Below are 24,598 nucleotides of genomic sequence, written 5' to 3'. Positions count from 1 at the left end.
ACTATTCAAATAAGGCTTCTAATTCCTCAACAAGTGACCCTACATAAGCTACAGCATTCTTGATCGGCTGTGGATCACTCATATCAACACCAGCAAGCTTCATTAGTTCAAGCGGATTCATAGAACCACCAGCTTTAAGTACTTGCAGCCAACGCTCAACTGCAGGAGCGCCTTCTTCGATAATAAGGCGTGATACAGCGGTTGAAGCTGTTAATCCAGCCGAATACGTGTATGGATACAGCCCCATATAGTAATGAGGTTGACGCATCCAAGTTAATTTCGCACCTTCATCGATCTCTACTTCATCACCCCAGAAGGATTCGAGGATAGCCCCCTTCTCATTCGATAGGAAATCTGCTGTAATCGTCTTATTCTCCATAGCTGCAGCATATACCCTGCGCTGCAATTCACCTTCAAGCAAATGAGTAACAAAGTTGTGATAGTAAGTATTCAGAAGCTGCATAATGACCCAGCGTTTCATTCTAACATCCGTAGATTGCTTTAGAATGTGCTCAGCAAGCAGCATCTCGTTCATCGTCGATGGCGCTTCGATAAAATACATAGAAGGTCTTACGTTCGCATGACGTTGGTAACGTCCTGCAAGCATGAAATGTCCTGCGTGACCTAGCTCATGTGCTAAAGTAAAAGCGCCTCTCATGTTATTTGCCCATGAAATCAGGATATACGAATGTGCTCCGTATGGACTTGAGCAGAATGCGCCTGTTGATTTACCTACGTTATCTGCATAATCGATCCAGCGCTCGGTAAGTGCTCTCGACATAAATTCACTATATTCTGGTCCAAGCACCTGCAGTGAATCCAGAACCAGCTTGCCTGCTTCTTCATAGCTAATCGAAGGGCTGAACTCGGGATCAAGCGGCACTTTCAAGTCGCAGAATGTCATGCGATCAAGACCAAGCACACGTTTCTTCAAACGAGCGAGGCGGCGCATATGCGGGGCAAGCTCTTTTTGGATAATATCCAGAATATTGTTGTACATCTCATGCGTTACTTTATGGGATTCAAGCAGCATATCCGTAACAGAATCATATTTGCGAAGACGGGACATGATAACCTGCTTCTTCACTTCTGTCGCATAGGTTTCGGCAATGGTCTGCTTATATTTCTGCAAAGTATTGCTAAAAGACTGGAACGCTGCACGGCGAATCTGTGTATCAGGCAATTGTTCATACTTATTCTCGTACAATGCGAACGATACAGGCAATTTCTTACCATTCTCATCTTCTATCGAATCAAAAGTCATATCCGATAGTTTGCTGCGTTGATAAATTTTATAAGGAGAACCCATTAGTCCACCTAATGAAGCGAGCACTTGCTCTGTTTCAGCAGATAACTTGTGTGGCTTGGAATCTAACAAATCCTGAATATGATTGCGGAACACTTCAAGCTCTGGCTCTAATGCGTAAAATTGTGCCACTGCATCTTCTGATAGTTCAGATATTTCTGAATCAACAAAAGATAATTCAGCTGCGATTTCCGCATATACCCCATTCATATGACCCATTAATTGTACATTCGCACTATCTGTCGCATCGCCAGACATATGTAGACTCGCATATGCATAAGCCCTGATTAGGCGGCCTTGAAGTTCTTCTTGCGCATTCAGGCATGCCAGCAAGGTTGCAGCATTAAGTGTTAATTGGCCTTTGTATTGTGTAATACCTGACACACTTGCTTGAATGGACTGAACTTCTGCTTCCCATGCTTCTTTTGTTTCGAATAAATCTTTCAGATTCCAAGTTGCTTCTACTGGTACTTCTGATCGCTTCAGTCTTTCTTCCATGGCAATCGCTCCTCGTCAAATAATATGATGAACCTCATTATCATACCATAGAATCTTGGCTGCATTCCTTATAATTTTCAGTAGAATCAATTCACGGACCTTGATAACTCAATGATTTCTTGATTAATCTGCCCTTCTACTGAAACGGATGGCAAGCACCCATAATGTTAGGATATGAACAAGCAAACCGATGATGGCGTAGATCATACTGTTCGTTATGTTACCTTGCATGCCAGAGATAAGCGTCTGCGCTGCCCAATAGGTCGGAATGAAACTTGCGACTAAATGCCATGGAAATGGGACGAAATAAACAATCGCAGGTACAAAAACAACTATACCGATTCCTTTGGACAAAGCGAGCCCCTCGATTTTATTATTTGCAAATCCAACCAGCAGCAGCGTGATCAGTGGTGCTTCTAATGCGAGCATGAACAGCACAGGAATGATGCATACGAGCGGCGGTAATTGAGTCTGTACTGAGCAAAGCAACAAAGCATTATAGAACAAAGATAAAGCAACAGGCATTGTCAATCGGTACAGAAAGTACCCCATTTTACGCAAAGGTGTTATCGCATAATATTGAATCAAATTTTCATCCCGTTCATCCAACATCATGAATCCTGTGAGCATGCCGAGCATTAGTGGAATAAGGACAAGCACGAAGCTTAGAATCAAGTCACTGTAAGTCATAATATCCAAGGTGAATTGCTGGTATAACCATTCCCTGATGAATGGAATGCCATAACGAACAACCAGAATTAATAATAACGGACCAATTAAAGCGATAGCTAACATGGAATCACGCATAACTTGTTTTAGATCCAGTCGGATCAGATGTAGAATTCGGTTCATTTTATTTAACCCCATTAATGTTTAATATAATAAATTTTCTAAATGAGCTTTTTGCCCATCTATATGCAAGCACCGTCCAAACAATCAAAATGCAATAGGCATATACGATCTCTAATAAAGGAATTGGCTTGAAAGAACTGCTGAGCAATAATAATGAACCTTTGGACGGCAGCAAGCTTAGTAAAGGACTATGCCACAATCCAACAACCTCGACTAACGGAACGATAAACACAAAAGAGTAAACGGATGCTAACATGAAGAACGAGTTGAGTGTTTGGCATCGAACGGCAACACCGATTCCTATCAACGTAAAGAACATCGAAGTAATCATTACTCCACTAATAAAATAAAACGCATGTGACATTCCGCCAAATACACTTAAATGGATGATGGTACTCGTTAAAACGGATAACAAAGACAAAGAGAGAGTTTTGGACCAAATGTACTCTTCGGGCTTGTATGGCGTTACGAATAAATTATCATAAATGCCCTGCCCCTTCTCGAGCAGTACCAGTCCCCCGATAAAGAAGAACCCCAGTACACTCGGATCTGAAAAGGTCAGCACAATATCAACCGTTTCTCTCACGTCAAGCGGCAGCAGTCTCAAGAAGATGATATAGACCATTGTGATGAGCCCATAGGCGATATAGAATCCATGTCTCTGCTGCAGCTTAACATCATATAACAAAGCAGAAGTGAATCTCATGCCAGCTTCCTCCCTGTAACTTGGATGAAAATTTCCTCTAACGACGCTTCCTGGGTATGAATGGTTTCGATCTGCTTATCTTGCAGGAGTTTAATGAAACTTGCATTCTGCCCTAAATTTTCTAATGCAAAATCCTGCTGGATGAGTTCTCGTGCCTGTCTGTATTCCACGCGAATTTGTCTGGAATTATGACTAAGCATTAATTCCTTCGGTGAAGAGATCAGCTTAACCTGACCATCGACGATAAATGCCACTTGATCGCATAATTCCGCCGCGATATTCATATTGTGTGTGGTTATTAAGACTGTTTTCCCTTCTGCCTTCTTTTCCAGAATGATATCCTTTACGAGCTTCGTATTCACAGGATCAAGACCTGATGTCGGTTCATCAAGGAATAACACCTCTGGTTGATTCAGCAATGCTCTGCACAGGTTCAGCCGCATTTTCATCCCTTTGGAGAATTCGGAAACTTTAGCATTCGCATGCTTCTCAAGATCGAGTCTTGCCAATAACTGACGCGGTTCAACGGTGTTAGACTGATACAGTGAACGGAACAGAGAAAGGTTCTCGAGCGCTGTGAAACGACTATAGAAATTTGGAAACTCAAAGGCAACACCTATTTGCTCAAAATAAGCTGAACCTGCTTCCCTTAACTCCTGTCCCAGCACTTGAACACTACCCTCATAACGTTTCAGGATACCGATCAGTATTTTCTGAATCGTGCTCTTGCCAGCGCCTGATGGACCTAAGAATCCGAATATTTCACCTGCTTTAATTTGAAAATTTATTCCGTGAATGGCTCGTGCAATCTGACCTGGATATGTAAATCCTACATTCTTAACGGTAATCATCTGTTTCTCTCCTTTTATATGCAGTGTCCAATAATGAACTATAATTCATTATTAGTTCAAAAAAATTATGCCAAGCTCTGCAGCCCCATAAACCACAGCGTAATATATTGTCTGGTCGCCTCGTGAATCTGACTGCGATCCGTATACAAACGGATAATTTCAAAATACCCTTCAAGAAACGCAACAGCAATTGGCTTTGCGATCTGGGAAGTGAAGATGGATCTCTCCGCTCTACTTCCTTGATTCGATGTATGATCAGTTATCAAGTGTGTCTCTATATGGGCTGCGAACATTTGACATAGCTCTTCCTTCGCTCCTGCCCTACTTGTTCCTTCACTTCCATAAATCAGAATAAGCAAGCCTTCGCGATTATCTACCAATAATTCCGATAATAGGGCAGCTAACTGATCAACAATCCCAATGCCAAGCGGTATGCTTAAGTCATCATTCTGATCATGCGCTTCAATCAGGTACTGCAAGCTCTGATACGCTGGTAAAGTAACAGCATCGAATAAAGCTTCCTTATTCGCAAAATAACGATATAGGTTGCCAGTCGATACTTGGACTTGTTTGGAGATCTCCTTCATCGAGGCTTTCTCGTAGCCTTGTTCAAGGAACGTCTGCTCGGCTGTCTTTAATATCAGTTCTTTGATCTCATCTTTCAAAACTTGCACAATAATAAACCCCCGTTCACTATTAATATAGATCTGTTGATCTATTCTGTCAATAAGCAAAAATAGCGGATTGGAATATCCGCTATTTTTGCTGCTGATGCTTATTCACTTATTAATCAGAGCTGAGAATTCTTTGCCGCCGATCAAATTGTCATTGCTGCGCGATTTCAGTTACTTCAAATGCCTTGTACTTGAGACGCGCTTCTTCCGCTGCCTCACCTAGTAAATCAGCCACTTTGGCAGTATCGCGGACATTGCGAAGAACATACTTGGGACTGCTCGTATCTGACGAGAAAACAGTGATATCCCCCATACCAAAAATACGCTTAATTAAACTTCTAGTGACTGAGATATCCCTCACTCGATATAATCTAATTTCTTCCCTGCGTTTGGTAAAAACACCTTTTTCCACAAGTAATCGAGAATCACTAATCGTATAGTTAGTAAAACTCGGGAAACCAAATTGAAATGGCTTCCCTTGCCAGATTATCGTTTCCATCCCCAAAGTCCTCCCCCAAATCATAAGCTAATAGCTCAACATCCGATCATGCACCTTTGCCTATTAGCGTCCGCGTCTGCCAGATCTTTGGTTGTTGTCGCGTGATGTTGTTCTACGCTCATTACGCGCTGGTTTAGCCGAAGCACCTCTTCGATCTTGCTCTCCTTTGCCTCTAGAGCGATCAGATGTGCCTGCGCCTCCCTTAACTCTTGCTGTCGCTCCGTCACGAGCTCCTTTGCGCTTATTCTTGTCTTGTGCACCACGAGTTGATCTCTCAGAGCTGAATCCAGCAATACTCAGATCACCTTCACCTCTTGCCGCATTGAATCCACGCTCATTACGTCCTTTGGGCGCATTAGATGCACGATCGCTGCGACCTCTTCGAGCTTCCGCACTTTCTCTACCGGCACCCGGCTTCACATCGTTCCAAGTATTCCTTGAACTTTGCTCACCTCTACTTGGTTTGGCAGCACGATCATTTCTGGATTCTTTTCTTGGTGCTTTTCTTCCCTCGCTACGCGCTCCGCCTCTACGACTGCCAGCCGTTCTGTCATTTCGATCAGTTCTGTCATTTCGACCACCGCCAGCACCACCTCGTGCTATGCGGCTGCCCGTTGCAGCATCGATCTGTTCGAGAGTAGAATTCGTACCGCGCTCGATTTCAAGCAGATGCGCTCTGTCACGTGGAGCTGCAAAAGTAACAGCAATCCCCGTCTGCCCTGCTCGACCCGTACGACCGATTCGGTGGATATAGCTTTCAACATCATGCGGGATGTCATAGTTGTACACATGAGATACACCTTCAACATCCAAGCCGCGAGCTGCTACATCTGTTGCAACTAAAATTTGCAACCTAGCATCACGGAACCGTTTCATTACATTCTCCCGCTTCGCCTGCGTTAAATCGCCATGCAGTTCATCTGCGTCATAGCCTTTATCTTGCAGCGCTGCTGTCAAGTTCTTGGCACGAATCTTGGTCCGACAGAAGATTACGGCTAGAAAAGGCTGCTGAACCTCAATCAAACTAAGCAGTTTATTCTGCTTGTCACGATCCGTCGTCTCAACGATAAATTGCTTGGTACCCTCTAATGTAACTTTTTTCCCCTGAATATGAATGTCAATTGGACTACGCATGTAATCCGATGCCAATCTGCGAACGGGATCGGACATCGTTGCCGAGAATAGCATCGTTTGTCGCTTATAAGGCGTATGTCTGATAATCTCTTCAACTTCAGTTAGGAAGCCGATATGCAGCATTTGGTCTGCCTCATCAAGAACAAGCTTAGATACTCGAGACAAATCGATCGTCTCTCTGCGCAAGTGATCTAGAATCCGTCCTGGTGTTCCCACAACGATATGCGGAGCACCTGATTGCTTATTCAATTTATGAATTTGCGCTTCCACGTCTTGCCCGCCATAAGCCGCAAGTACAGTTGCACCTACTGCAGGAGCCAGCTTTTTCACTTCTGCTGTAATCTGGATCGCAAGCTCACGAGTTGGCGTTACGATTAAAGCTTGAACAGCTGGCAATTCTGGGTCAATTTTCTCTAATATAGGTAGAACAAATGCAAGGGTCTTACCCGTTCCGGTCTGCGCCTGAGCAATGACGTCCTTGCCTGCAAGCAATTCAGGAATCGCTTGAGCTTGAACAGGCGTTGGTGTTGTTAAACCCGAGCGTTTTAATTTTAAGGATAGAACCGATCCGATACCGATATCGGCAAATGATTTAGTCATAAGATGCCTCTCTTTTTTAGATCATATTTTGTGCTTACTTTACCTTTACTACGCTTCATCTCTCACAGTTTCCTATTGTAACATAGCTCTATTGTAACTTATATAGCTTATATTTCGTATCAAGAACTTAAATAACGCAATAATCCAGCATTTTCATTCTGAATTCCTCCATTTAGACGGAATAGTTATTCGTTACTCGCTCTACGATCTCATCAAGTGTCATCAGAATAGTATCTTGTGATAGGCGTTCTCTATACTCAATTCTTCCTTGTTCCGCTTGTTTACCAACAATCAATCGAATCGGAATGCCAATTAAATCAGCATCATTGAATTTAACGCCTGGTCGTTCCATTCGATTATCCCATAGTACTTCTACACCGCTCTCCGTTAACTGTCTGTATAACTGCTCGGATAAATCAAGCTGAACTTGATCTTGCATCGATACAGTGATCAAATGCACATCAGCAGGTGCTACATGAGCTGGCCAGACGATTCCTTGTTGATCATGGTTCTGCTCTATAATCGCAGCTAGAAGCCGTGAGATGCCTATCCCATAACAGCCCATGATAGGATGCTGCTGTGTCCCTTCATTTGTGAGCAAATTAATTTGCATCGCCTCTGTATACTTTGTTCCTAATTTGAAAATATGTCCGAGTTCAATTCCACGAATTATTGTAAGGCTTCCTTCGCATTTTAAACAATGATCTCCTTCCTTTACTTGACCATAAACACCCTTACCTTCTCGTGATTCAGCACGTTCCATATTTGCTGCATATCCACATTGATCACATGAAACAATCGTATCTTCACCAATCTCTGCTAAAGCCATAAATTCAAATGTCTCACCATCGCCGCCAATTGCACCAGAATCGGCCTCTACTGCACGGAATTGTAAACCGCAGCGCTTAAATATGCTGTGGTAGGCATGATACATCGACGTAAAAGTATGATCTAAGCCTTCCTGATCCATGTGAAAAGAATAGGCATCCTTCATTAGAAACTCTCTGCCGCGCAATAGCCCATATCTTGGTCTTGACTCATCGCGGTATTTTGTCTGTATTTGATACAATACAAGCGGCAGCTCCCGATAGGAGCTTACTTCCTCTCCGATTAAAGCAGTTATGACTTCTTCATGTGTTGGACCTAATGCGAACTCTCGTTTGTGTCGATCCTCGAATCGAATTAATTCTGCCTCATAAACCTCATATCTTCCTGACAATTTCCACAATTCTGTCGGTTGCATCGCTGGCATATGGAGCTCATGTGCTCCTATAGCATTCATCTCTTGACGAATGATTCGCTTTATTTTCTCCATAACTCGCCAGCCAAGCGGTAAATACGTATATATTCCGGCAGCTACTTGCCTAATGAACCCGCTCCGAAGCAGCAGTTGATGGCTTGCAGCTTCAGCTTCTGCTGGCACCTCTCGTAGTGTTGGAATAAGCATCATACTCTGTTTCATCGTTCAATTCCTCCCTTAAATATTCTTTTATAAAAACACAAAAACACATTCGTCAGGGACGAATGTGTTCGTGGTACCACCCTATATTGAATTGCATCATGAAATAGAAGCAATCATCTCAATTTCGTTAACGAGGTGTTTCCCCGGCAATGGATAGTCAAGACAAGTTCCCCATTGCAGCTACAAGGTGGGAAGCGATATAGCGGTTCGGGGTGCCTTACAGAACAAGGGCTCCCTCTCTGAACAAACCATCCATAAGCTTATATCCTTGATAATCGCATTATTTGTGTTTAAATTATCCATACTCTACACGAAAGGAACGAAAATAGCAACTATTTTTTTCCAACCGAGAGCTTCTTTACCTGGCAGGCAAGCTCTTAACGTAATCGTCCGACATTTGAAGCAGTTTAAGGGCTTTTGCATAATCTACTTCCATCTTTTGATTCGATGGAATCGTGGAGTCCGGTTTTAATTTCGTATTTTCTCCATCTGCAAAATCTTTCCCTGGAACAAACATCGATCCGGTTGTAAGGAACGAACCTGTAGGCAGATAATACCGCTCTGGCAATAAATTATCTTGATTATTGAACAAGTCTTGACCAAAGTAAATGTGATCTTTCAGTGAGATCCCCATCAAATTAGCAATTGTAGGCATTACGTCAACCTGACCGCCAAGCTGTTCATATACAGTGCCATCTGTAACACCAGGAATCGAAATAATCAGTGGAATGTTAAACATGTCGGCTTTACTGTATTCCTTGCCAACTCGATCGCTCAACATCTCTTTCTCATGATCGGATAAGGAGTTTAGCGGTAAACCAAAATGATCGCCATAAATGACAACAATACTATCATCCCAGACTCCTGACTCCTTAAGCTGATCGATAAATAACCCTAATGCATAGTCCGTATAATGCGCGGTACGATAATAATTACCGACTAGCGTGTTATCATATTCCGCTGGCAGCTGAATTGGATTCTTAGAAGCTGGCAGTTCAAACGGATGATGATTCGTCAGTGAAATGACATGCGCGTAGAATTTCTGATCCTCATCATGCAGACGCTTGAGCTCTTCGGCCGTTTTCTTATAAAGAACTTCATCAGAAGCAGCAAAGCTAATAACATCCTCATCTCCGAAAAATGATTTATCATAATAATGATCAAACCCAAGCGCTGGATATAGCTGATTACGATTCCAGAACGATACGTCATTTGCATGGAACGTTAAGGATTGGTAGTTATTATCATGCATGATTTTTGGTAGACTCGGAAGCGCCTTATCACTGTATGTCTGCGATGCGGCCCCATCAGGAGATGGATATAAAGATGTGTTAATCAGGTACTCAGCATCCGATGTATTCCCCTGACCAATCTGCTGATAGAAATTTGGGAAATAATAAGATTGCTTCATTAGATCATTGAGCACAGGCGTGATTTCCTGGTCACCTACCTTCTCATTCAACAGTAAATTCTGGAATGATTCAAGCTGGATAATAATCAAATTCTTACCCGCCGCTACTCCATATTTTTCTGGTGAATCAGGCAACTGCACATTTTTGACATCCAAAATATCTTGCTGTGTTATCGTTTCAGATTTGCCTTGTGGCAAAATGGTATCTTTAACGATTCGATACACCTGATAGTTCAGCGTGCCCATTTCTTCTGCTTTTTTGAACTCATTTACAATATCTTTGTGCATAACCATATTAGTTACAAGCAAAGCTATGGCTGCAACAAAACCAATCAATGTAATGCTGCGTTTAAACTGCAATCGCGGCAGACCCCATTTACGTAATTTGCTGCTGAACAGCAATACAAGGACAAGCACGATCAAATCTGCGAAAACAAAAAAATACATGGGATCGAGCACATCCATAATACTCGATTTGACTTCACCAACCTGCCCCATCTGTTGAAGCGCGTGGTGAGTTACGATCACACCATAATACTTGTTATACATCATCGTAATGAAAAGGATACAGGATATTACGAGATTCACAAGCATATAACCTAGCAATTTATGTTTGCGCATCAATAGCTCTAACAATAATAAAATTGCCATAATGATAGGCAATGCAGTAAAAACAACTTTGAAATCAGTTACGGTTTTAAAAATAATAGAATGGCTGACAGACATCTTAATGAACAATAAAATAGTAAAGACAATAAAAGGTCTGCTCCACCACTTTATTTGTGATTTAGACATAATAAAAAAACCTCCCGTAGACCATACTAACGTATGAACCTTAAGAGAGGCTTAAAATTTATCGACAAAATTTGACCTTAACTGACATAATTCTCTATTTTCCAAGTATGCGTTAACCAAGAGTTTATATATTCCAAATCATGTGTAATCATCAGAATACTATGACCTTGCTTCTTATAATCAGTACACCACTCCATCAAGCGCGTCATGCTTGCATAATCCAGCCCTGCTGTCGGTTCATCTAATAGAATCAGCTCTGGCTGTAACAAAATCGCAGACGCAACGCTTAGCAAACGCTGTTCACCTTTACTTAAGACAAAGGGATGCTTATGTTTATAAGCCAGCAGTCCAAATTCAGCCAGAACCCGTTCACCTTCAGCAAGTATGGAAGCAGGCGTTAACTGCCATGGCTTATATCCTTGTGCTATTTTCAAACCAAAGACACATTCTTCTAACAGTGTATCTGCGATAAATTGATGCTCAGGATTCTGGAATACATACCCGATTTTCCGTGCAAATTCATGCGTCGAGTAAGTTGATTTTTCTTGACCATGAAGCCAAATGCTGTCTTGTGGTGCAGGAAGCAGACCAGCGATCAGCTTGCCGAGCGTCGTTTTGCCTGATCCGTTCGCCCCTACTAAAGCGACAAGTTCACCTGCATACAGCTGATAGTTAATGCCATTAAGCAATGGCTTTTGATGCAGATCTTGCTTTCCTTTTACAGGATACTGATAAGTTAAATTCTTGATTTCTAGCAATGGCAATCGATCATCAGCTTTCATCTGCTCTGAAATAACTTGCGTATTCTCTGCTAGATTGTCAGGGATACAGCCGAATCGAATCAATTTCTCCTTAAACGATATCATTACCGACGGAGTGGGGCCATTCGCAATAATTCGCCCCTGTTCAAGTACAATAAGTCGATCTCCATGTTCCTGATCTAACGGATCTAATCGGGTTGAAGCGTTAATAATCGTTAGCCCTTGTCTCTTAAGCTTCAACAAAGTCTCTCGAAACTGTTCGATTGCTGGACGATCTAGGCTTGCAATCGCATCATCCAATATGAGAATGTTGGGATTCATTGTAAGGACAGAGGCAATAGCGATTCGCTGCTTTTGACCACCAGATAGTTCATTCGTTGAATGCAGGCGATATTCGGACAAGCCGACTTCCGATAAGGCTGATTCAATGCGGTTTAGAATCTCATTTCGCTCAACACGCAAATTTTCTGGACCAAAAGCAAGTTCATCTTCCACTAAGGATTGAATGATCTGCGCATCAGGGTCTTGCATAACCATGCCAATCGCATGTTCTCGCTCTGTCTCCATCTCTGTCCTCTGCTTGCCATTGATCCATATCCCACCATCTTGACTCGTATCCGCTGGCTTCGTTCCAGCTATGAGCTGACAAAGTGTCGACTTGCCCGAGCCGCTCTCCCCTACAACAGATACCCATTCTCCTTGCTTAATCTGAAAGTTAAGATCGCACATAAACGGACTCTGCTCTTCTTCAAAAGTATAATTGACGTGATGAAACTGGATGATAGCAGTCTCCTCCACAAATTACACCTCTCTTCGCTTACCGATAGCAAAACGCTTCAGCATACCTGTTTTCGCCATCGCATCTCCAATCCACTTACTTAACCAGCCACAAAGAATGACCCCACTAATACATCTAACAATAAAAGCAATGATCAGAATTTCGATATCCCATTTATAATAACCGTACATATTAGCCGCAAATACAAACCATAGCGGAACTGCAAACAAGCTTGCGAGCGATATGCTTAGATAACCCCAATTTTTGTAACGGAACAATAAATAGATGAGCTCAACCATGACTGCATAGCACCCTGCTGCGATAAATGCAGAAGCCATACCGTAACTAATGCCAAGCAAGCTCTGTATAATAGCTCCAATCAAGTACGTTATTGCGGCAGCTCCAGGCTTACGAATAATATACATCGCAAGTACACCGTAGATCATGTACAAACCAACAATTGTAGAAGTTGCAATAGGTCCCCCTAATGTAGTCAAAGACTTATTAACAAAAGCTAAATAATTCGTCAAAATCCCGTTCCCTACTGCGAGTAATGCCATTAATACGATATCAAGCGTTGTAAAAAATTTCTTATTATTCATTCTGATTTACTCCCTTACTTCCTTAATATAAAATCCAAACGATGATTGCCATTAAAGTGATGAGTCCGCTTATTGCAACGAACACAATTCCTTTCTTTGTCACTTCAAGCATGTGTACATATGTACGATCCGGATAAGCTCCAAACCCCTTCATATCCATCCCATCTGCGATTTGGCCAACACGTCTTACTGCATGGATAAAGATCGCAATCACAAAGCTCTTCCACCAATAGAACTTATCGATCCATCCTGTTGGCATGCTAAGCCCTCTCATCCGCTGAGCTGACTGTATCGTAGCTGCTTCCGCTTCTAGAATGGGCAAGAATCGAAGCGCAATACTGATCGCAAAAGCAAAACGATAGGGAACCTTAAGCTTCTGAGCCAAGGCTAGCACGACATGTCTTGGGTCTGTAGAGATAATATACAGCAACGATGCGAGTACAAGCGTCACGAATCGAAGTGTGATTGCAGCCGCATAATCGATTGCTTCAATTGTTAAGTGGAATGAACCTATTTGATACAGAACAGAATCCCCAGGTAGGAATAACAATTGTAACAAGAAATATGGCAATCCAAACCAAAAAGGAATCCGCATCCCCCTCCACATTTCATGCCAAGTTAAACCTGCTAGCGTTCTTCCCATGATCATAATAACCGCCAATAGAATAAGCTGCGTTAAGCCGGTATCAAATAGCAAGGCTAATAGGGAAACGCCTATTAACCATCCAAACTTGGTGATTGGATCGAGCCCATGAAAGAACGATTGACCAGCTTTATATTGATAGATCATATCCCGTTTTTCTCCCATCTCATTTGTGCCTTTTTTAGTATCGTTGAAAACAAATTAATTGTCAACCATAAATATTTATATTAGGTTAACAATTAAATAATGCTTAGGTTAACAATACAAAATCGAGCAAAAAGGTTCAATTTATGAAATTAACATGTTAGAATATTTAGATATCAATAATTTTAAGTCATAATTGTGGAAGTGAAGAGATGGAATTATTATGGAAAAGAAACTTATTTGTACTATGGACAGGTGTTTTCTTCTGTAGTATGGCGTTCTCGATGTCGGTCCCGTTCCTCTCGCTCTTTATCAGCAATGACCTTCATGTAGAGTCACATTTGACCCTATGGTCAGGCCTTTCCTTCGGTATTACGTTCCTGGCAAGCGCTTTGATTGCTCCCTTCTGGGGTTCATTGGCTGACAAGTATGGTCGTAAACCGATGCTGCTGCGTTCTGGCTTCGCTTTATGTGCGATCTATATTCTCACTTCGTTTGTGCAGAATCCTTACGAATTGATTGCAGTAAGGATTCTATCTGGCTTGCTTGCAGGCTATGTTCCTGCAGCAATTGCACTTGTGGGAACGAATACACCTGAGAATAAAGTCGGCTACGCCCTTGGCATCATGGCAACAGCAAGCGCATCAGGCAATATTATTGGCCCAATGGTTGGCGGGATTATGAGTGGTTATTTTGGATATCGGACAACATTCATGCTATCTGGTGCAGTCGTTCTCATCTCAGCCTTCATCGCTTTATTCGGTATTAAAGAAGAGAAGTTTGACCGCAATCGTGTTCGCTCACATGTCATCGATGATCTGAAGCAGGCATCCAGGAATCGTCCACTTTTCAATCAATTGATCACGGTAATGGTTATTAGCGCGTCGATCATGCTGATAGAGCCGCTGCTCAGTCTCTATGTACTCGATATGGGCGTGTCCCATGAGGATGCTTCACTCAGCTCAGGGATTATCTTCTCGGCTGTCGGGATTGCCACGGTACTAGCTGCACCACAGTGGGGTAAGATTGGAGCCAAAATTGGCTTTCGCAAAACACTTATGATCGGCTTGCTTGGCGGTGGTATCGGTAATGTATTGCAATTCTTCTTCCATAATCTCATTGCTTTTGGTGTTCTGAGATTCGTCTATGGTCTGTTCTTTGCAGCCGTATATCCGTCGCTCAACGCCTTGATCGTACGCGCGACTACTCCTGATTTTAGAGGTCGAGCGTTCAGCTTGAATCAATCCTTCACTCAGTTAGGTACATTGACTGGCCCCATCGTTGGTGGTGGATTAGCGGGATTTGTATCGATTCCAGTCGTATTTATCCTAAACGGGATATTGCTGCTTATAACCGCCGGCACAATACGATTGCAGGACCTAAGAAACAACAGATCCAAGAGTACAACTGTTGGTCACTAAATTAGCATTGATCGATAATAAAAAAAGTGAAGGGCTGCTATTTAAGCTTTCCTTCACTTTTTTTGTTAGCTATTTCATTACTAATTACTGATATTCCACAACCGAGCTTCGCCCATTCGCATGACCGAAATCCACTGTAAATCCTTTAATTTCAATATTTCTTTGGTTGGACCTGTGACCACAACACCATACAGTTTAACACCGTTTTTCTCTAGATATTGGATGTTATCATCGATGTTTCGCAAGTCACTATGCGACACGTTATTCGCAATTCGCTTATATTGCTGCAATAATCGAAGGGTATTCATGAAATGCTGGTCGCGTATATCGCCACTGCCGTATGCTTGTAGTGTCGGGGATTGACGAGAACTTGAGGTCATTGAAGTAAACAGCCCCGTCTTCGTCGTTGTCGATTCTAATAACGTCCATTCATTACTTAGCCATTGAGGAAAGTAAGGAAATCCAATCGACTCATCAATGTATCCACCTTCTCGTTCCAATGCACCGACATCTGCTGCGAACCATAGCGGTGTTATATCATTTACTGGCTCAAGCTTAGACAATAATTCATCGGTTGTATATAACTGATCAAGTGATAAATACACTTCAGATACCGTCCCTTCAGGCAATTTTTCCAGAATGGACCAGTCTCCCGAGTTTTTGTTATTTGATGTATTAGGCATTTGAAATGGAACAATGTTAGACGTTTTTTTCTCATTATAATAGGTTGCTTCAAAGAGTCCAGGCAGGCCAAATAAGAAAGATTGCGAATACTGTCCAATCGTCAAATTAGAATTCCCAATTTGCTTAACGATCTCCCCATGTAAGTTCATTCGATAGAATATGCCACTATTAATACCTACACCATTTACTCTCACATTTGGCTGTGTCACTGAAATCGCAGATTTAACGACTTCTGCATAGATCTCACTACGATCCCCCCATTGGTAGAAGACCGTTGTGACAATACCACTGAACACCGAGAATATGATTAATAGTGAAATGACCGTCATGGCGCTATGTAGACGCGCTTTCCACTTTCCTTTTCGAATAATTGCACTTTCCTTCTTATTACTTGACGAGCTTGTCTGCTGTTGTTCTCCACCTAATTGCGTATCAATATATTGCTGATAAATTTCCAGCTTCTCCAGCTCTTGCTCCATTGCCAGCTTCTCTTCATCTGACATCTGGCCTTCCGTATAACGATTGAGCTTGTTTTTGAAATCTTCACTCATCTTTATCCACCTTCTCTCTATACTGCCTTAATTGTTGTCTTGCACGAAACAGCAGTATTTTGTAATGAGCAAGACTAATCCCCATAATATCCGACGCTTCCTGATATGATAATTCATGATCCTCATATAATAAGAGCGCATGCTGCTGACTCTCTGGCAGTTTTGCGACAACTTGACGCAATTCCGCCCAGAATTCTTGTTTGATCAGCGATTCCTCTGTGTTATGCTCATCAGCGAGCCTCATAAAGAACTCCTGATTTACAACGGATTGTCTACGTCCCTTCCGCTTATCATCAACAAACACATGATAGGCAACCTTGAAAAGCCACGGCTTAATTCGATCCTCTTTACAATCTTCAAGGTATAAATAAGCTCGATAGAACGTTTCCTGCATCAAATCCTCTGCTGTATGATGATCATGACTCAAGAAGAGTAAATAACGGTAGATATCTTGAATGTACGATCGATAAATCGCATCAATAGTGTCTCGTTTCATCTACTCCCCCCTTCATCCTATCCACGTATGAGAAAAGCAAAAGTTACAACATATTTATTCCGAGTTTAATTTAATTTTGGGTAACTTAATCGCTTGCATCGCTGCTTCTTTCTGATTATCGCTAACATGCGTATAAATCATTGTGGTTTCAATTGACTCATGTCCCATTAATTCCTTTACAACCCGAATATCCGTACCTTGTTTGAGCAGTAAAGTTGCAAAAGAATGTCTTAATTTATGGCAAGACAGCTTCAAATCACGCAAAGATTCGTCCTCTGCTTGCAGCTTTTCGAACGTTTGCTGTGCAATCGTCTGAATTTGTCTGATCGATAATCGATACCCTTTTTGCGAGATAAAAAGCGCGGTTTCCACACTCCGATTCGGGTCACGGCGTTCCTCTAATACTTGCTGAAGCATGTCCGATAATGCCTCTGGCAAAGGGACTGCACGCCATTTGCGGCCTTTACCACTGACATGAAGACTATTGCGACTTGCAAAAAAATCACTCACATTCAAGCGATGAACCTCACCCACCCGCAGCCCTGCATACGCCATCAATAAGAAGATCGCAATATTGCGAGAGCTATAAGCGCCACTAACCTGCTGGAGAAAGGTTTTCAGGCTCTTCTCTTCCAAATAAACAGGCAGATGATTGCACTCTGTCTTGGATAGCTTAACCTCTGCTGCAGGGTTCTCTTTCAGCACTTCCATATCCTTAAGTCCCTTATAAAAGGAACGGATCGCGAACAGTTTTCGATTCCTTGTTGTATCGTTACATCCATTTTTACGTGCATCTGTAAGATATGACATAATATCTAACTTTGTAACATTTATAACCGACTTATCCATTTGTTCTAAAAAATGATTAATCGTATGTAAATAGGCTTTTTGTGTAGAATTCGTATACCCTGCATCTTCCATCCATATATGGAATGTATGTACATATCGCTCGTTATCCTCAATATAACCCATATTCATCTCGTATTCTCCTACCTCCTGGCTGTAATCACGGTTGATTCGAGTTGATTTCGTCGTTCTGAGATTAAACAGCGTGAAATATGTATTTCACGCTGTTTTTATACCTCAAATTATAGCATAATCGATGCAAATTAACATCAAATCCGCCTATTTATTCGATCGATTCTGCCCAAACCACGTTTTGGTAGCTTCATGATACCTCTTCTTCCCTCTTTTTCAACTCTAGGATCTAATATTTTAGTCCTCACCCTATTGATCACTAACATCAAACTGCTGAAATTTTCCTCAATTCATTTTTTACATTTTTTTGATATAGTTCAAAAAATACAAAATATACTTTATAAGTTAAAATTTATATATTATTATAATTTTTATTTAAATTTAGATTAATATTCTATTAAATATATAATATACAAATTAAGCTATAAATATATATTTAAAGATTAATTTTACTAAAAATATATTAATTTACATTTTGTAAAAAACAGGAATGAAAATGGACTCAGTTTTATTTTCATAAAAGAGGAAGAAAGGAAACATTTATTACCAAGTGGCAAAAAAGAGGAAGTAAGCATTAAAAATCGGTCGAAACATAAAAAAACGAGCCTAGAAAAAGTTCTAGACTCGTTGAACGTATATTTACGCTAGATTCATCCAAATGAGGAAGATGATCGAGACCCAACAAAGGAGATGGATGACATTGATAAGCTGATCTGATAAACGATTGCGTAGTCTTTCGACTGCGAAGATCATTATCGCTGCAAAAAGAGGGAGCAAATAGTTTGGAATCGTCGTACCAAAACCTTCCATTCCTTGATTGAGCTTGGTATATATGTTCGGTTTAGTTAAGAATATGCCAACAATTGAGGTTACGATATTCAATAACCAAAGCCAATGATGTAATCTTAGCTTCTGAAATTACCTCTCCCCCTCTATCTCAGGTTACTCTTGAACGGATGGTTTTTTGACTTTAAGTGGCGCTTTAACACGTTCATTGCCCATCATTAGGACAAAGATGAATGCCAATACTGCCGGAACGATAGCCCAGAAGAAGGTTTGAGCAATTGAAGAAGATAATGCATTGATGATTTTCGTCAAAATTTCTGGTGGCATCTTGGCTCGATTCGCTTGAGATAAAATTTCACGTGCATTACCTGAATCACCAGCGAATGAGGCACCACTACCCGCAAATGCATCTGTCATCTTCCCTGAGAAACTGTTTCTTTGCAGTATACCGAAGATGGTAATCCCCAGTGTCATACCGATCGTTCTGACGAATGACATCGTTGAGTTAGCAGATCCGCGCTGTCTCATCTCCATATTGTGAATTGCAGACATACTAAGCACGGAGAATGAGAAGCCAACACCAAAGCCTGTAATTAACATATACATCGTTAGTGTTGTTCGACTTGTTTCAGGTGTTATCATACTGAGCAAGCTGATTCCCGAAATAAAAATGATTGCAGAGATAATCATAATATTGCGGAAGCTGAGCTTTGTTGTAAGGAAGCCACCTGTTTGACTCGCTACAACGGAAGCCAGAGTCATTGGCAGCAAAATAAGTCCCGAGTTTGTCGCTGAACCACCCAATACACCTTGAACATAAATCGGAATGTAGACTGCCGCAGTGATGAATGCCGCGCCATAACATAGTCCAGCTAAAGTACTGGATGCAAACAATCTTCTGGCGAACATTTCGAACGATATAATCGGTTCTGCAACCTTGCGCTCAATCAGAATAAACAAGGTTGTGCATACCACAAACAATACAAATAGACCGATGATAACCCATGAATCCCATGCAAAGGTTGTTCCGCCAAATTCTAATGCAAACATTAGGGATACAACCGCAGTGACCAGCGTTCCCGCTCCCCACCAATCGATTCGTTGCTTGGAGTGCTCCATCGACTCATGATAATACAACGAAATGAGTACGAGAACAACGATTCCAATTGGTACGTTTACATAGAATATTCCACTCCAGTGATAGTATTCTGTTATGTAGGCACCAAGCAATGGACCAAAGAGGTTCGATGTGCCGAATACAGCCCCGAATAAACCTGCTACTTTCCCACGTTTTTCTGGCGGAAAGATATCGAATACAATCGTAAAAGCGATTGGCATAAGCGCTCCACCGCCAATACCTTGGATCGCACGGTAAATACTTAACTGAACGATCGTTTCTGCTGTACCGCATAGGATGGAGCCTATGAGGAAAACGATAACTCCAAAGATGAAAAACCGTTTACGACCGTACATATCAGATAGCTTGCCGAAGATCGGCATACCAGCAGCACTTGCAATCAAATATGCAGAGGTCACCCATACGAATTTGTCCAACCCGCCTAACTCAGATACGATGGTTCCCATCGCGGCAGCAACAATTGTATTGTCCATTGCGGACATTAGAATACCTAACAATAGCGCTGTAATTACGAAACCCAATTTACTTTTTCCTTTATCCATATAGAGGTTCCCTCCCTTCGAAACAAATCATAACAGAATTGCCAATTAATATTCAAATAAAACCCATAAGTTCTTTTACTTTGTTCGTGTTAGATGAAGACGTTAGCTTTTCTAATAGAAGAAACGCAACTTGGAATGCTGTTGCTGGGTTCGCAGAAGTCACAATACGCCCATCTTCCACGACTAGTTCATTCTGCACTAGCGCACCGTATTGTTGCAGTTGTGCTCTACGTATACTTGTCGGGTGATCGTAAGTAGTCGCTTTTTTACCTTTTAATATTCCACTTTTGCCAAGAGAAAGTGCAGCCACGCATACACTTGCTATCGGTTTATGGTTATCATCAAAATGTCGGATGACATTCAAGAATCGTTCATCATATGCATCCACATAGAAACCAGCTTCCTCAAAACCACCCGGTATTGCAAGTGCATCGAATTCAGTTAAATCCAGTTCATCAACCAGCTTCTCAGGCAGGACTGTGAAGTTCCAAGTACATGTTAGTTGAGGATGTATCCCAGCAGTCACAACTTCTGTCGTTCCGTCACCTTCCAGCTTGTTCCACCCGAGAACATCCGTAAACACGCTTGCTTCCACTGCTTCGAACCCATTTGCCAAAAGTAATAAGATCTTCTTCATCTCATCATCTCCTTTTTAGCAAATTATAAATAACACAATGTCTGAAATGCATATGGTTACTTAGGTATTTCTTCTTTTTCTCTTTACTTCATAAGGTAATTGATCAATAATTATTAATTATCAAAGGAGAGTGATCGCATGGACGCAATCGATTATCAAATTATGCGTGAATTACAGCTCAATGCCAAAATATCCATGAAGGAGCTTGCGAGCAAAGTATTCTTATCTTCTCCAGCAGTGATTGAACGAGTGAAGAAACTCGAAGAGAACGGGACCATCAAAGGCTATCAGACCCTCATTGATCCCGAGAAATTAGATAAAGCGATAACAGCTATCGTTTTATTTGAGACGACAAAGTGCAAAGAATTGTATGCATTCTGTGAAAACCATCCTGATGTTCTGGAATGTTATCGTGTTGCAGGTCAAATCAGCTACATCGCCAAGGTATGCACGGAATCTGTCCATACGTTGGAGAAATTTATCGATGAATCCATGAAATATGGCAGTCCATCAACAAACATCGTGCTCTCTTCACAAGAAAACATGCAAATTAAACTTACAGACAAGCTCTTAAATCAAGGCTGACTTAATTTGTTCGACAACTCTAGCTTGTTTCTCAGCTTCAATCTGTGGCCATATCGGAAGTGAATGCCTAGCCCTTCCGTTTCCTGCGGAGAATAAGCAATAAGCCGATAGCGATGACCACCACAATAGCAGTTATTATGTAACGAGTATCGAATGATACACCTTCATTAAGTTGGTCATCATGCAATTTAGTATCCAACAACGGATTATCTTGCAGTTGCTCATTACCCACTCCTAGTAATGCTAAATCAGAGGATGCATTCAGGAGTTTATTATTTCCTGCACATAATCCTGTTGTAAACTTGTCACCATCACTACTTGCATAGATCAGATACTCCGTGTTCAGGCGAAACTCATATCCACAGCTAATTTCGCTTTCCGCTGTTGTGATGACCATATGTTTGTAGGCAGGTCCTTTCCACACCTTAGAAACGTCGAAGGTTACTTCGACAGGATCATTACTATTGCGGATAGTGGAAGTGTTTAAGTTCTCGATCTTCACTACTTTGCCCGCGAAGATAGCCGATTTCATCTTCAAATTGCTCTCTACAGAAGGAGGTGCGGCACATGAACAGGCATAAACAGGAGTCGCAGGTGCAAAGGCCAAAAATAATAAACTAAATATTGCGATAATAACTCCTATACTGATGCAACGGACAAATCTGAGACATCCCTTCAATTCTACCATCTCCTTGGCAATAATCTGCTACAGACTATAACGTGAAGAGAATGAATAAAGTTACAGTTAATTTTCAAGCACAAAAAAGCCCATAAATTTGGGCTTAATTTCATGAGTCATGCTTTTTGATATATGCATCCATGATGAAACCTAAACTTAGGCATCTCGTTTACGGTAAAATACAATAGCTACTGTAATAAAGATCAGTGTCCATAATATTGAAATACCTGTCCCTTGCATTGATGTAAGGACATTTATTTCATTAGAGGAAGGCGGCATATACATATAAGATCCTGCCGTATCCGGAAAATAATTTTTAATACTAGGTAGATAAATTCTCGTCAATGGACTGACAATGAAATAATGACCAAGTAGTACCACTAAAGCAGGAGTGGTTCGTCTTAACAAAGCACCTATAGCTGCGCTGAGAAGTGTGGTTAATGTTAAATAGCCTGTTGCACCTACTAAGGTTTTTATCATTGTGTCTATTTCAATCACTACTGCTGTGTCTCTCATCAAAATAAAAGCATATAGTACACCTGATGCAGCAATAATAAACGCCACAGGAATGGTTATAATCGCCAATGCCAAATGCTTCGTGGATAATTGAAACCCACGCCAAGGTATCGTAGTTAAAGTAGTTCGAATCTGTCCACCGGTATACTCCGAACAAGTAGCTAAGATACCAAGAATAATGAACCCTGCTTGAAGATATCCCATAGAAGCAAGTCCTATATTCAGTATACTTTGCGTCCCTGCTGACCCTTGTAGACCAGCAGAAGTAAAAGCTGCGGCTAAAACGAAATTAAGAATGAATGTACCAATAAGAGTAAGCCATATCAATGGTAATGTAACTAATTTATCCAGTTCAGCACCAAGGATTTGTGTTATCTTTCTACTAGATGAGACACTCATGATGCAACGTCCCTCCTATGGAATACAATAGCTGCAACAATGAAAAGGACGACTACCCAGGCAAACATGACTATACCGCCTATGAACGGGGTGTGAAATTTGTCGCTCGTTAACATAAACATATCAACGCCAGCCCTGTCTGGTAAGTAAAACGCCAACTTTGTAACCCTAGAAAGCAGGAAACTAAATGATACAAAGGATGAATTTATGATGAGCACAGTAAGCGGGATGATGCCATTCTTAGTTAGAACAGTAATCCCAAATGCTAAAAGAGCAGTAAAAGTCCAGTAACAAACTGCACCGATAAGTCTAGACCATTCAAATGCAGGGGCATATTCACCAAGAATAAGATGCGTTGCTGTCACAGTTGTCATAATAGCAACAATACAGAGCAGTATGCTGATCACTGTCACAGCGCATGCTTTTGCCAGTAAAAAATGAAGTCGAGATGAAACAGCGGTTAAACTCGTTGTAATCTGATTCCCGCCACCAGATTCACTGCTCTCTGTCAAATACTCACTGCTGACAGCAAGCACACCAAGAATAATTACACCTTGCACACCAAAACCTAATCCAATATAGCCAACTTCCGATAGCCGTGTACTAACTCCAGCTATAATATCCTCTTTTACTGCTATACAGTCCAAGGCAGTAACGACCGCTGGGGCAATTGCTCCAATAAAAAAGGCAAGCCAAATGCCCGGTAGGGAGAACAATTTAGATAGTTCCGCGTTGAATGCTCTCATACAACATTACCAGCATTTTCAGATGTCAGGGCAAAAAAGGCTTCCTCCAGCGTGAAATGGTTACCAATTACTTCTTCTAATGTTCCATCTGCAACGATTTTTCCATGCTTAATAATCACCACATCATCAACAGTCTCTGCAAGCTCTCCCATTAGATGACTGGATAGTAACACCGTGTTTCCCGACTCAGCACGTTCACGTAAAAATGTCCGTATAAAGCGGATTCCTTCTGGGTCGAGCCCGTTTACAGGTTCATCTAAAATTAATATTTTTGGATCACCAAGTAGTGCAGCTGCCATTCCGAGTCTTCTCCCCATACCAAGGGAATACTTCCCAACTCTTTTCCCAGCTGCACTCGTAAGACCTACTATTTCCAGAACTTCCTCGACACGCGAGCTAGACAATCCTGCGGCACGAGCAATCCAACGCAAGTGTGCCCGTCCTGTTCGCATACGATGAGCTCCAAATCCATCAAGTGCGGCTCCTACTGTTGCTAGAGGATTATGTAATTCTGCGAATGGCTTTCCATTAATTAGTGCACTCCCTGAGGTGGCACGATCCAACCCAAGCAGGATGCGAAGTGTAGAACTTTTACCTACCCCATTGGGACCTAAAAAACCAGTTACTCTACCGGGTCTAGCTTTAAAACTGATACCTGATAAGATTTCCCCAGTTCCGCGATGTTTGACTAAGTTATTAATTGTAATCAACCATAACACTCCCT

Annotated in this window: 23 protein-coding genes; 2 read left to right on the top strand and 21 right to left on the bottom strand. The window is 41.6% G+C overall.

Annotated features, from left to right (window positions below):
• Nucleotide 1 precedes the first annotated feature (1 nt).
• From pepF to E0485_RS04250, 12 genes are all read right to left on the bottom strand, one after another.
• Entirely contained in the window at nt 2-1,804 is a 1,803-nt protein-coding gene (gene pepF, locus E0485_RS04305) for an oligoendopeptidase F (protein WP_132416733.1), read from the bottom strand.
• A gap of 123 nt (nt 1,805-1,927) precedes the next feature.
• The gene (locus E0485_RS04300) at nt 1,928-2,656 is read right to left on the bottom strand and encodes a hypothetical protein (RefSeq protein ID WP_132416732.1); all 729 of its coding nucleotides are present in this window, start codon (nt 2,654-2,656) and stop codon (nt 1,928-1,930) included.
• Between the two features lies 1 nt (nt 2,657).
• Nucleotides 2,658-3,362, bottom strand: a complete 705-nt coding sequence (locus tag E0485_RS04295; protein ID WP_132416731.1) for a fluoroquinolone export ABC transporter permease subunit — start codon at nt 3,360-3,362, stop codon at nt 2,658-2,660.
• The gene (locus tag E0485_RS04290) at nt 3,359-4,213 is read right to left on the bottom strand and encodes an ABC transporter ATP-binding protein (protein WP_132416730.1); all 855 of its coding nucleotides are present in this window, start codon (nt 4,211-4,213) and stop codon (nt 3,359-3,361) included. The genes E0485_RS04295 and E0485_RS04290 overlap by 4 nt, the downstream gene beginning before the upstream one ends.
• A gap of 65 nt (nt 4,214-4,278) precedes the next feature.
• The gene (locus tag E0485_RS04285; protein ID WP_165921072.1) at nt 4,279-4,887 is read right to left on the bottom strand and encodes a TetR/AcrR family transcriptional regulator; all 609 of its coding nucleotides are present in this window, start codon (nt 4,885-4,887) and stop codon (nt 4,279-4,281) included.
• A 151-nt stretch (nt 4,888-5,038) separates the two neighbouring features.
• Nucleotides 5,039-5,386 (bottom strand): PH domain-containing protein, encoded by a 348-nt coding sequence (locus E0485_RS04280; protein ID WP_165921071.1) that lies wholly within the window; start codon nt 5,384-5,386, stop codon nt 5,039-5,041.
• Nucleotides 5,387-5,449: 63 nt separating this feature from the next.
• Nucleotides 5,450-7,120 carry a DEAD/DEAH box helicase gene (locus E0485_RS04275; protein ID WP_132416727.1) on the bottom strand — a complete coding sequence of 557 codons (1,671 nt, stop codon included), beginning with the start codon at nt 7,118-7,120 and terminating at the stop codon, nt 5,450-5,452.
• Nucleotides 7,121-7,292: 172 nt separating this feature from the next.
• Entirely contained in the window at nt 7,293-8,582 is a 1,290-nt protein-coding gene (gene proS / locus E0485_RS04270; RefSeq protein WP_132416726.1) for a proline--tRNA ligase, read from the bottom strand.
• Between the two features lie 358 nt (nt 8,583-8,940).
• Complete coding sequence (locus E0485_RS04265; RefSeq protein WP_132416725.1) at nt 8,941-10,788, bottom strand: LTA synthase family protein; 1,848 nt, start codon at nt 10,786-10,788, stop codon at nt 8,941-8,943.
• A gap of 77 nt (nt 10,789-10,865) precedes the next feature.
• The gene (locus E0485_RS04260) at nt 10,866-12,347 is read right to left on the bottom strand and encodes an ABC transporter ATP-binding protein (protein WP_132416724.1); all 1,482 of its coding nucleotides are present in this window, start codon (nt 12,345-12,347) and stop codon (nt 10,866-10,868) included.
• A 3-nt stretch (nt 12,348-12,350) separates the two neighbouring features.
• Nucleotides 12,351-12,929 carry an ECF transporter S component gene (locus E0485_RS04255; protein WP_132416723.1) on the bottom strand — a complete coding sequence of 193 codons (579 nt, stop codon included), beginning with the start codon at nt 12,927-12,929 and terminating at the stop codon, nt 12,351-12,353.
• 22 nt (nt 12,930-12,951) lie between these two features.
• Entirely contained in the window at nt 12,952-13,719 is a 768-nt protein-coding gene (locus tag E0485_RS04250) for an energy-coupling factor transporter transmembrane component T family protein (protein ID WP_165921070.1), read from the bottom strand.
• Nucleotides 13,720-13,928: 209 nt separating this feature from the next.
• Between E0485_RS04250 and E0485_RS04245 the strand changes: the two genes are divergently transcribed.
• Complete coding sequence (locus E0485_RS04245) at nt 13,929-15,137, top strand: MFS transporter (RefSeq protein WP_132416721.1); 1,209 nt, start codon at nt 13,929-13,931, stop codon at nt 15,135-15,137.
• Nucleotides 15,138-15,217: 80 nt separating this feature from the next.
• Here the strand turns inward: E0485_RS04245 and E0485_RS04240 are convergent, their stop codons facing one another.
• The 5 genes from E0485_RS04240 to E0485_RS04220 all read right to left on the bottom strand — a co-directional run bounded on the left by E0485_RS04240 (nt 15,218) and on the right by E0485_RS04220 (nt 20,949).
• Nucleotides 15,218-16,372 carry an anti-sigma factor gene (locus E0485_RS04240; RefSeq protein WP_132416720.1) on the bottom strand — a complete coding sequence of 385 codons (1,155 nt, stop codon included), beginning with the start codon at nt 16,370-16,372 and terminating at the stop codon, nt 15,218-15,220.
• Entirely contained in the window at nt 16,365-16,868 is a 504-nt protein-coding gene (locus E0485_RS04235; RefSeq protein WP_132416719.1) for a sigma-70 family RNA polymerase sigma factor, read from the bottom strand. Before E0485_RS04235 ends, E0485_RS04240 begins: the two co-directional genes overlap by 8 nt.
• Nucleotides 16,869-16,922: 54 nt before the next feature.
• On the bottom strand, nt 16,923-17,846 hold the full coding sequence (locus E0485_RS04230; protein ID WP_132416718.1) for a tyrosine-type recombinase/integrase: 924 nt from the start codon (nt 17,844-17,846) through the stop codon (nt 16,923-16,925).
• 942 nt (nt 17,847-18,788) lie between these two features.
• Nucleotides 18,789-20,312, bottom strand: coding sequence for an MDR family MFS transporter (locus tag E0485_RS04225; RefSeq protein ID WP_132416717.1), 1,524 nt, complete (start codon nt 20,310-20,312; stop codon nt 18,789-18,791).
• Between the two features lie 52 nt (nt 20,313-20,364).
• Nucleotides 20,365-20,949, bottom strand: coding sequence for a DJ-1/PfpI family protein (locus E0485_RS04220; protein ID WP_132416716.1), 585 nt, complete (start codon nt 20,947-20,949; stop codon nt 20,365-20,367).
• A 138-nt stretch (nt 20,950-21,087) separates the two neighbouring features.
• Between E0485_RS04220 and E0485_RS04215 the strand changes: the two genes are divergently transcribed.
• A complete protein-coding gene (locus E0485_RS04215) occupies nt 21,088-21,534 on the top strand; it encodes an Lrp/AsnC family transcriptional regulator (protein WP_132416715.1) in 447 nt (148 codons plus the stop codon).
• A 67-nt stretch (nt 21,535-21,601) separates the two neighbouring features.
• Here the strand turns inward: E0485_RS04215 and E0485_RS04210 are convergent, their stop codons facing one another.
• From E0485_RS04210 to E0485_RS04195, 4 genes are all read right to left on the bottom strand, one after another.
• Nucleotides 21,602-22,066 (bottom strand): hypothetical protein, encoded by a 465-nt coding sequence (locus tag E0485_RS04210; RefSeq protein ID WP_235857401.1) that lies wholly within the window; start codon nt 22,064-22,066, stop codon nt 21,602-21,604.
• Nucleotides 22,067-22,369: 303 nt separating this feature from the next.
• Nucleotides 22,370-23,128, bottom strand: coding sequence for an ABC transporter permease (locus E0485_RS04205; RefSeq protein ID WP_132416713.1), 759 nt, complete (start codon nt 23,126-23,128; stop codon nt 22,370-22,372).
• Entirely contained in the window at nt 23,125-23,874 is a 750-nt protein-coding gene (locus E0485_RS04200; protein ID WP_132416712.1) for an ABC transporter permease, read from the bottom strand. The genes E0485_RS04205 and E0485_RS04200 overlap by 4 nt, the downstream gene beginning before the upstream one ends.
• On the bottom strand, nt 23,871-24,593 hold the full coding sequence (locus E0485_RS04195) for an ABC transporter ATP-binding protein (protein WP_456238548.1): 723 nt from the start codon (nt 24,591-24,593) through the stop codon (nt 23,871-23,873). Before E0485_RS04195 ends, E0485_RS04200 begins: the two co-directional genes overlap by 4 nt.
• Between the last annotated feature and the right edge of the window lie 5 nt (nt 24,594-24,598).

Source organism: Paenibacillus albiflavus, from assembly GCF_004344915.1.
Taxonomy (GTDB): Bacteria; Bacillota; Bacilli; order Paenibacillales; family NBRC-103111; genus Paenibacillus_AM; species Paenibacillus_AM albiflavus.
This window is presented reverse-complemented; position numbering and strand designations above follow the sequence as displayed.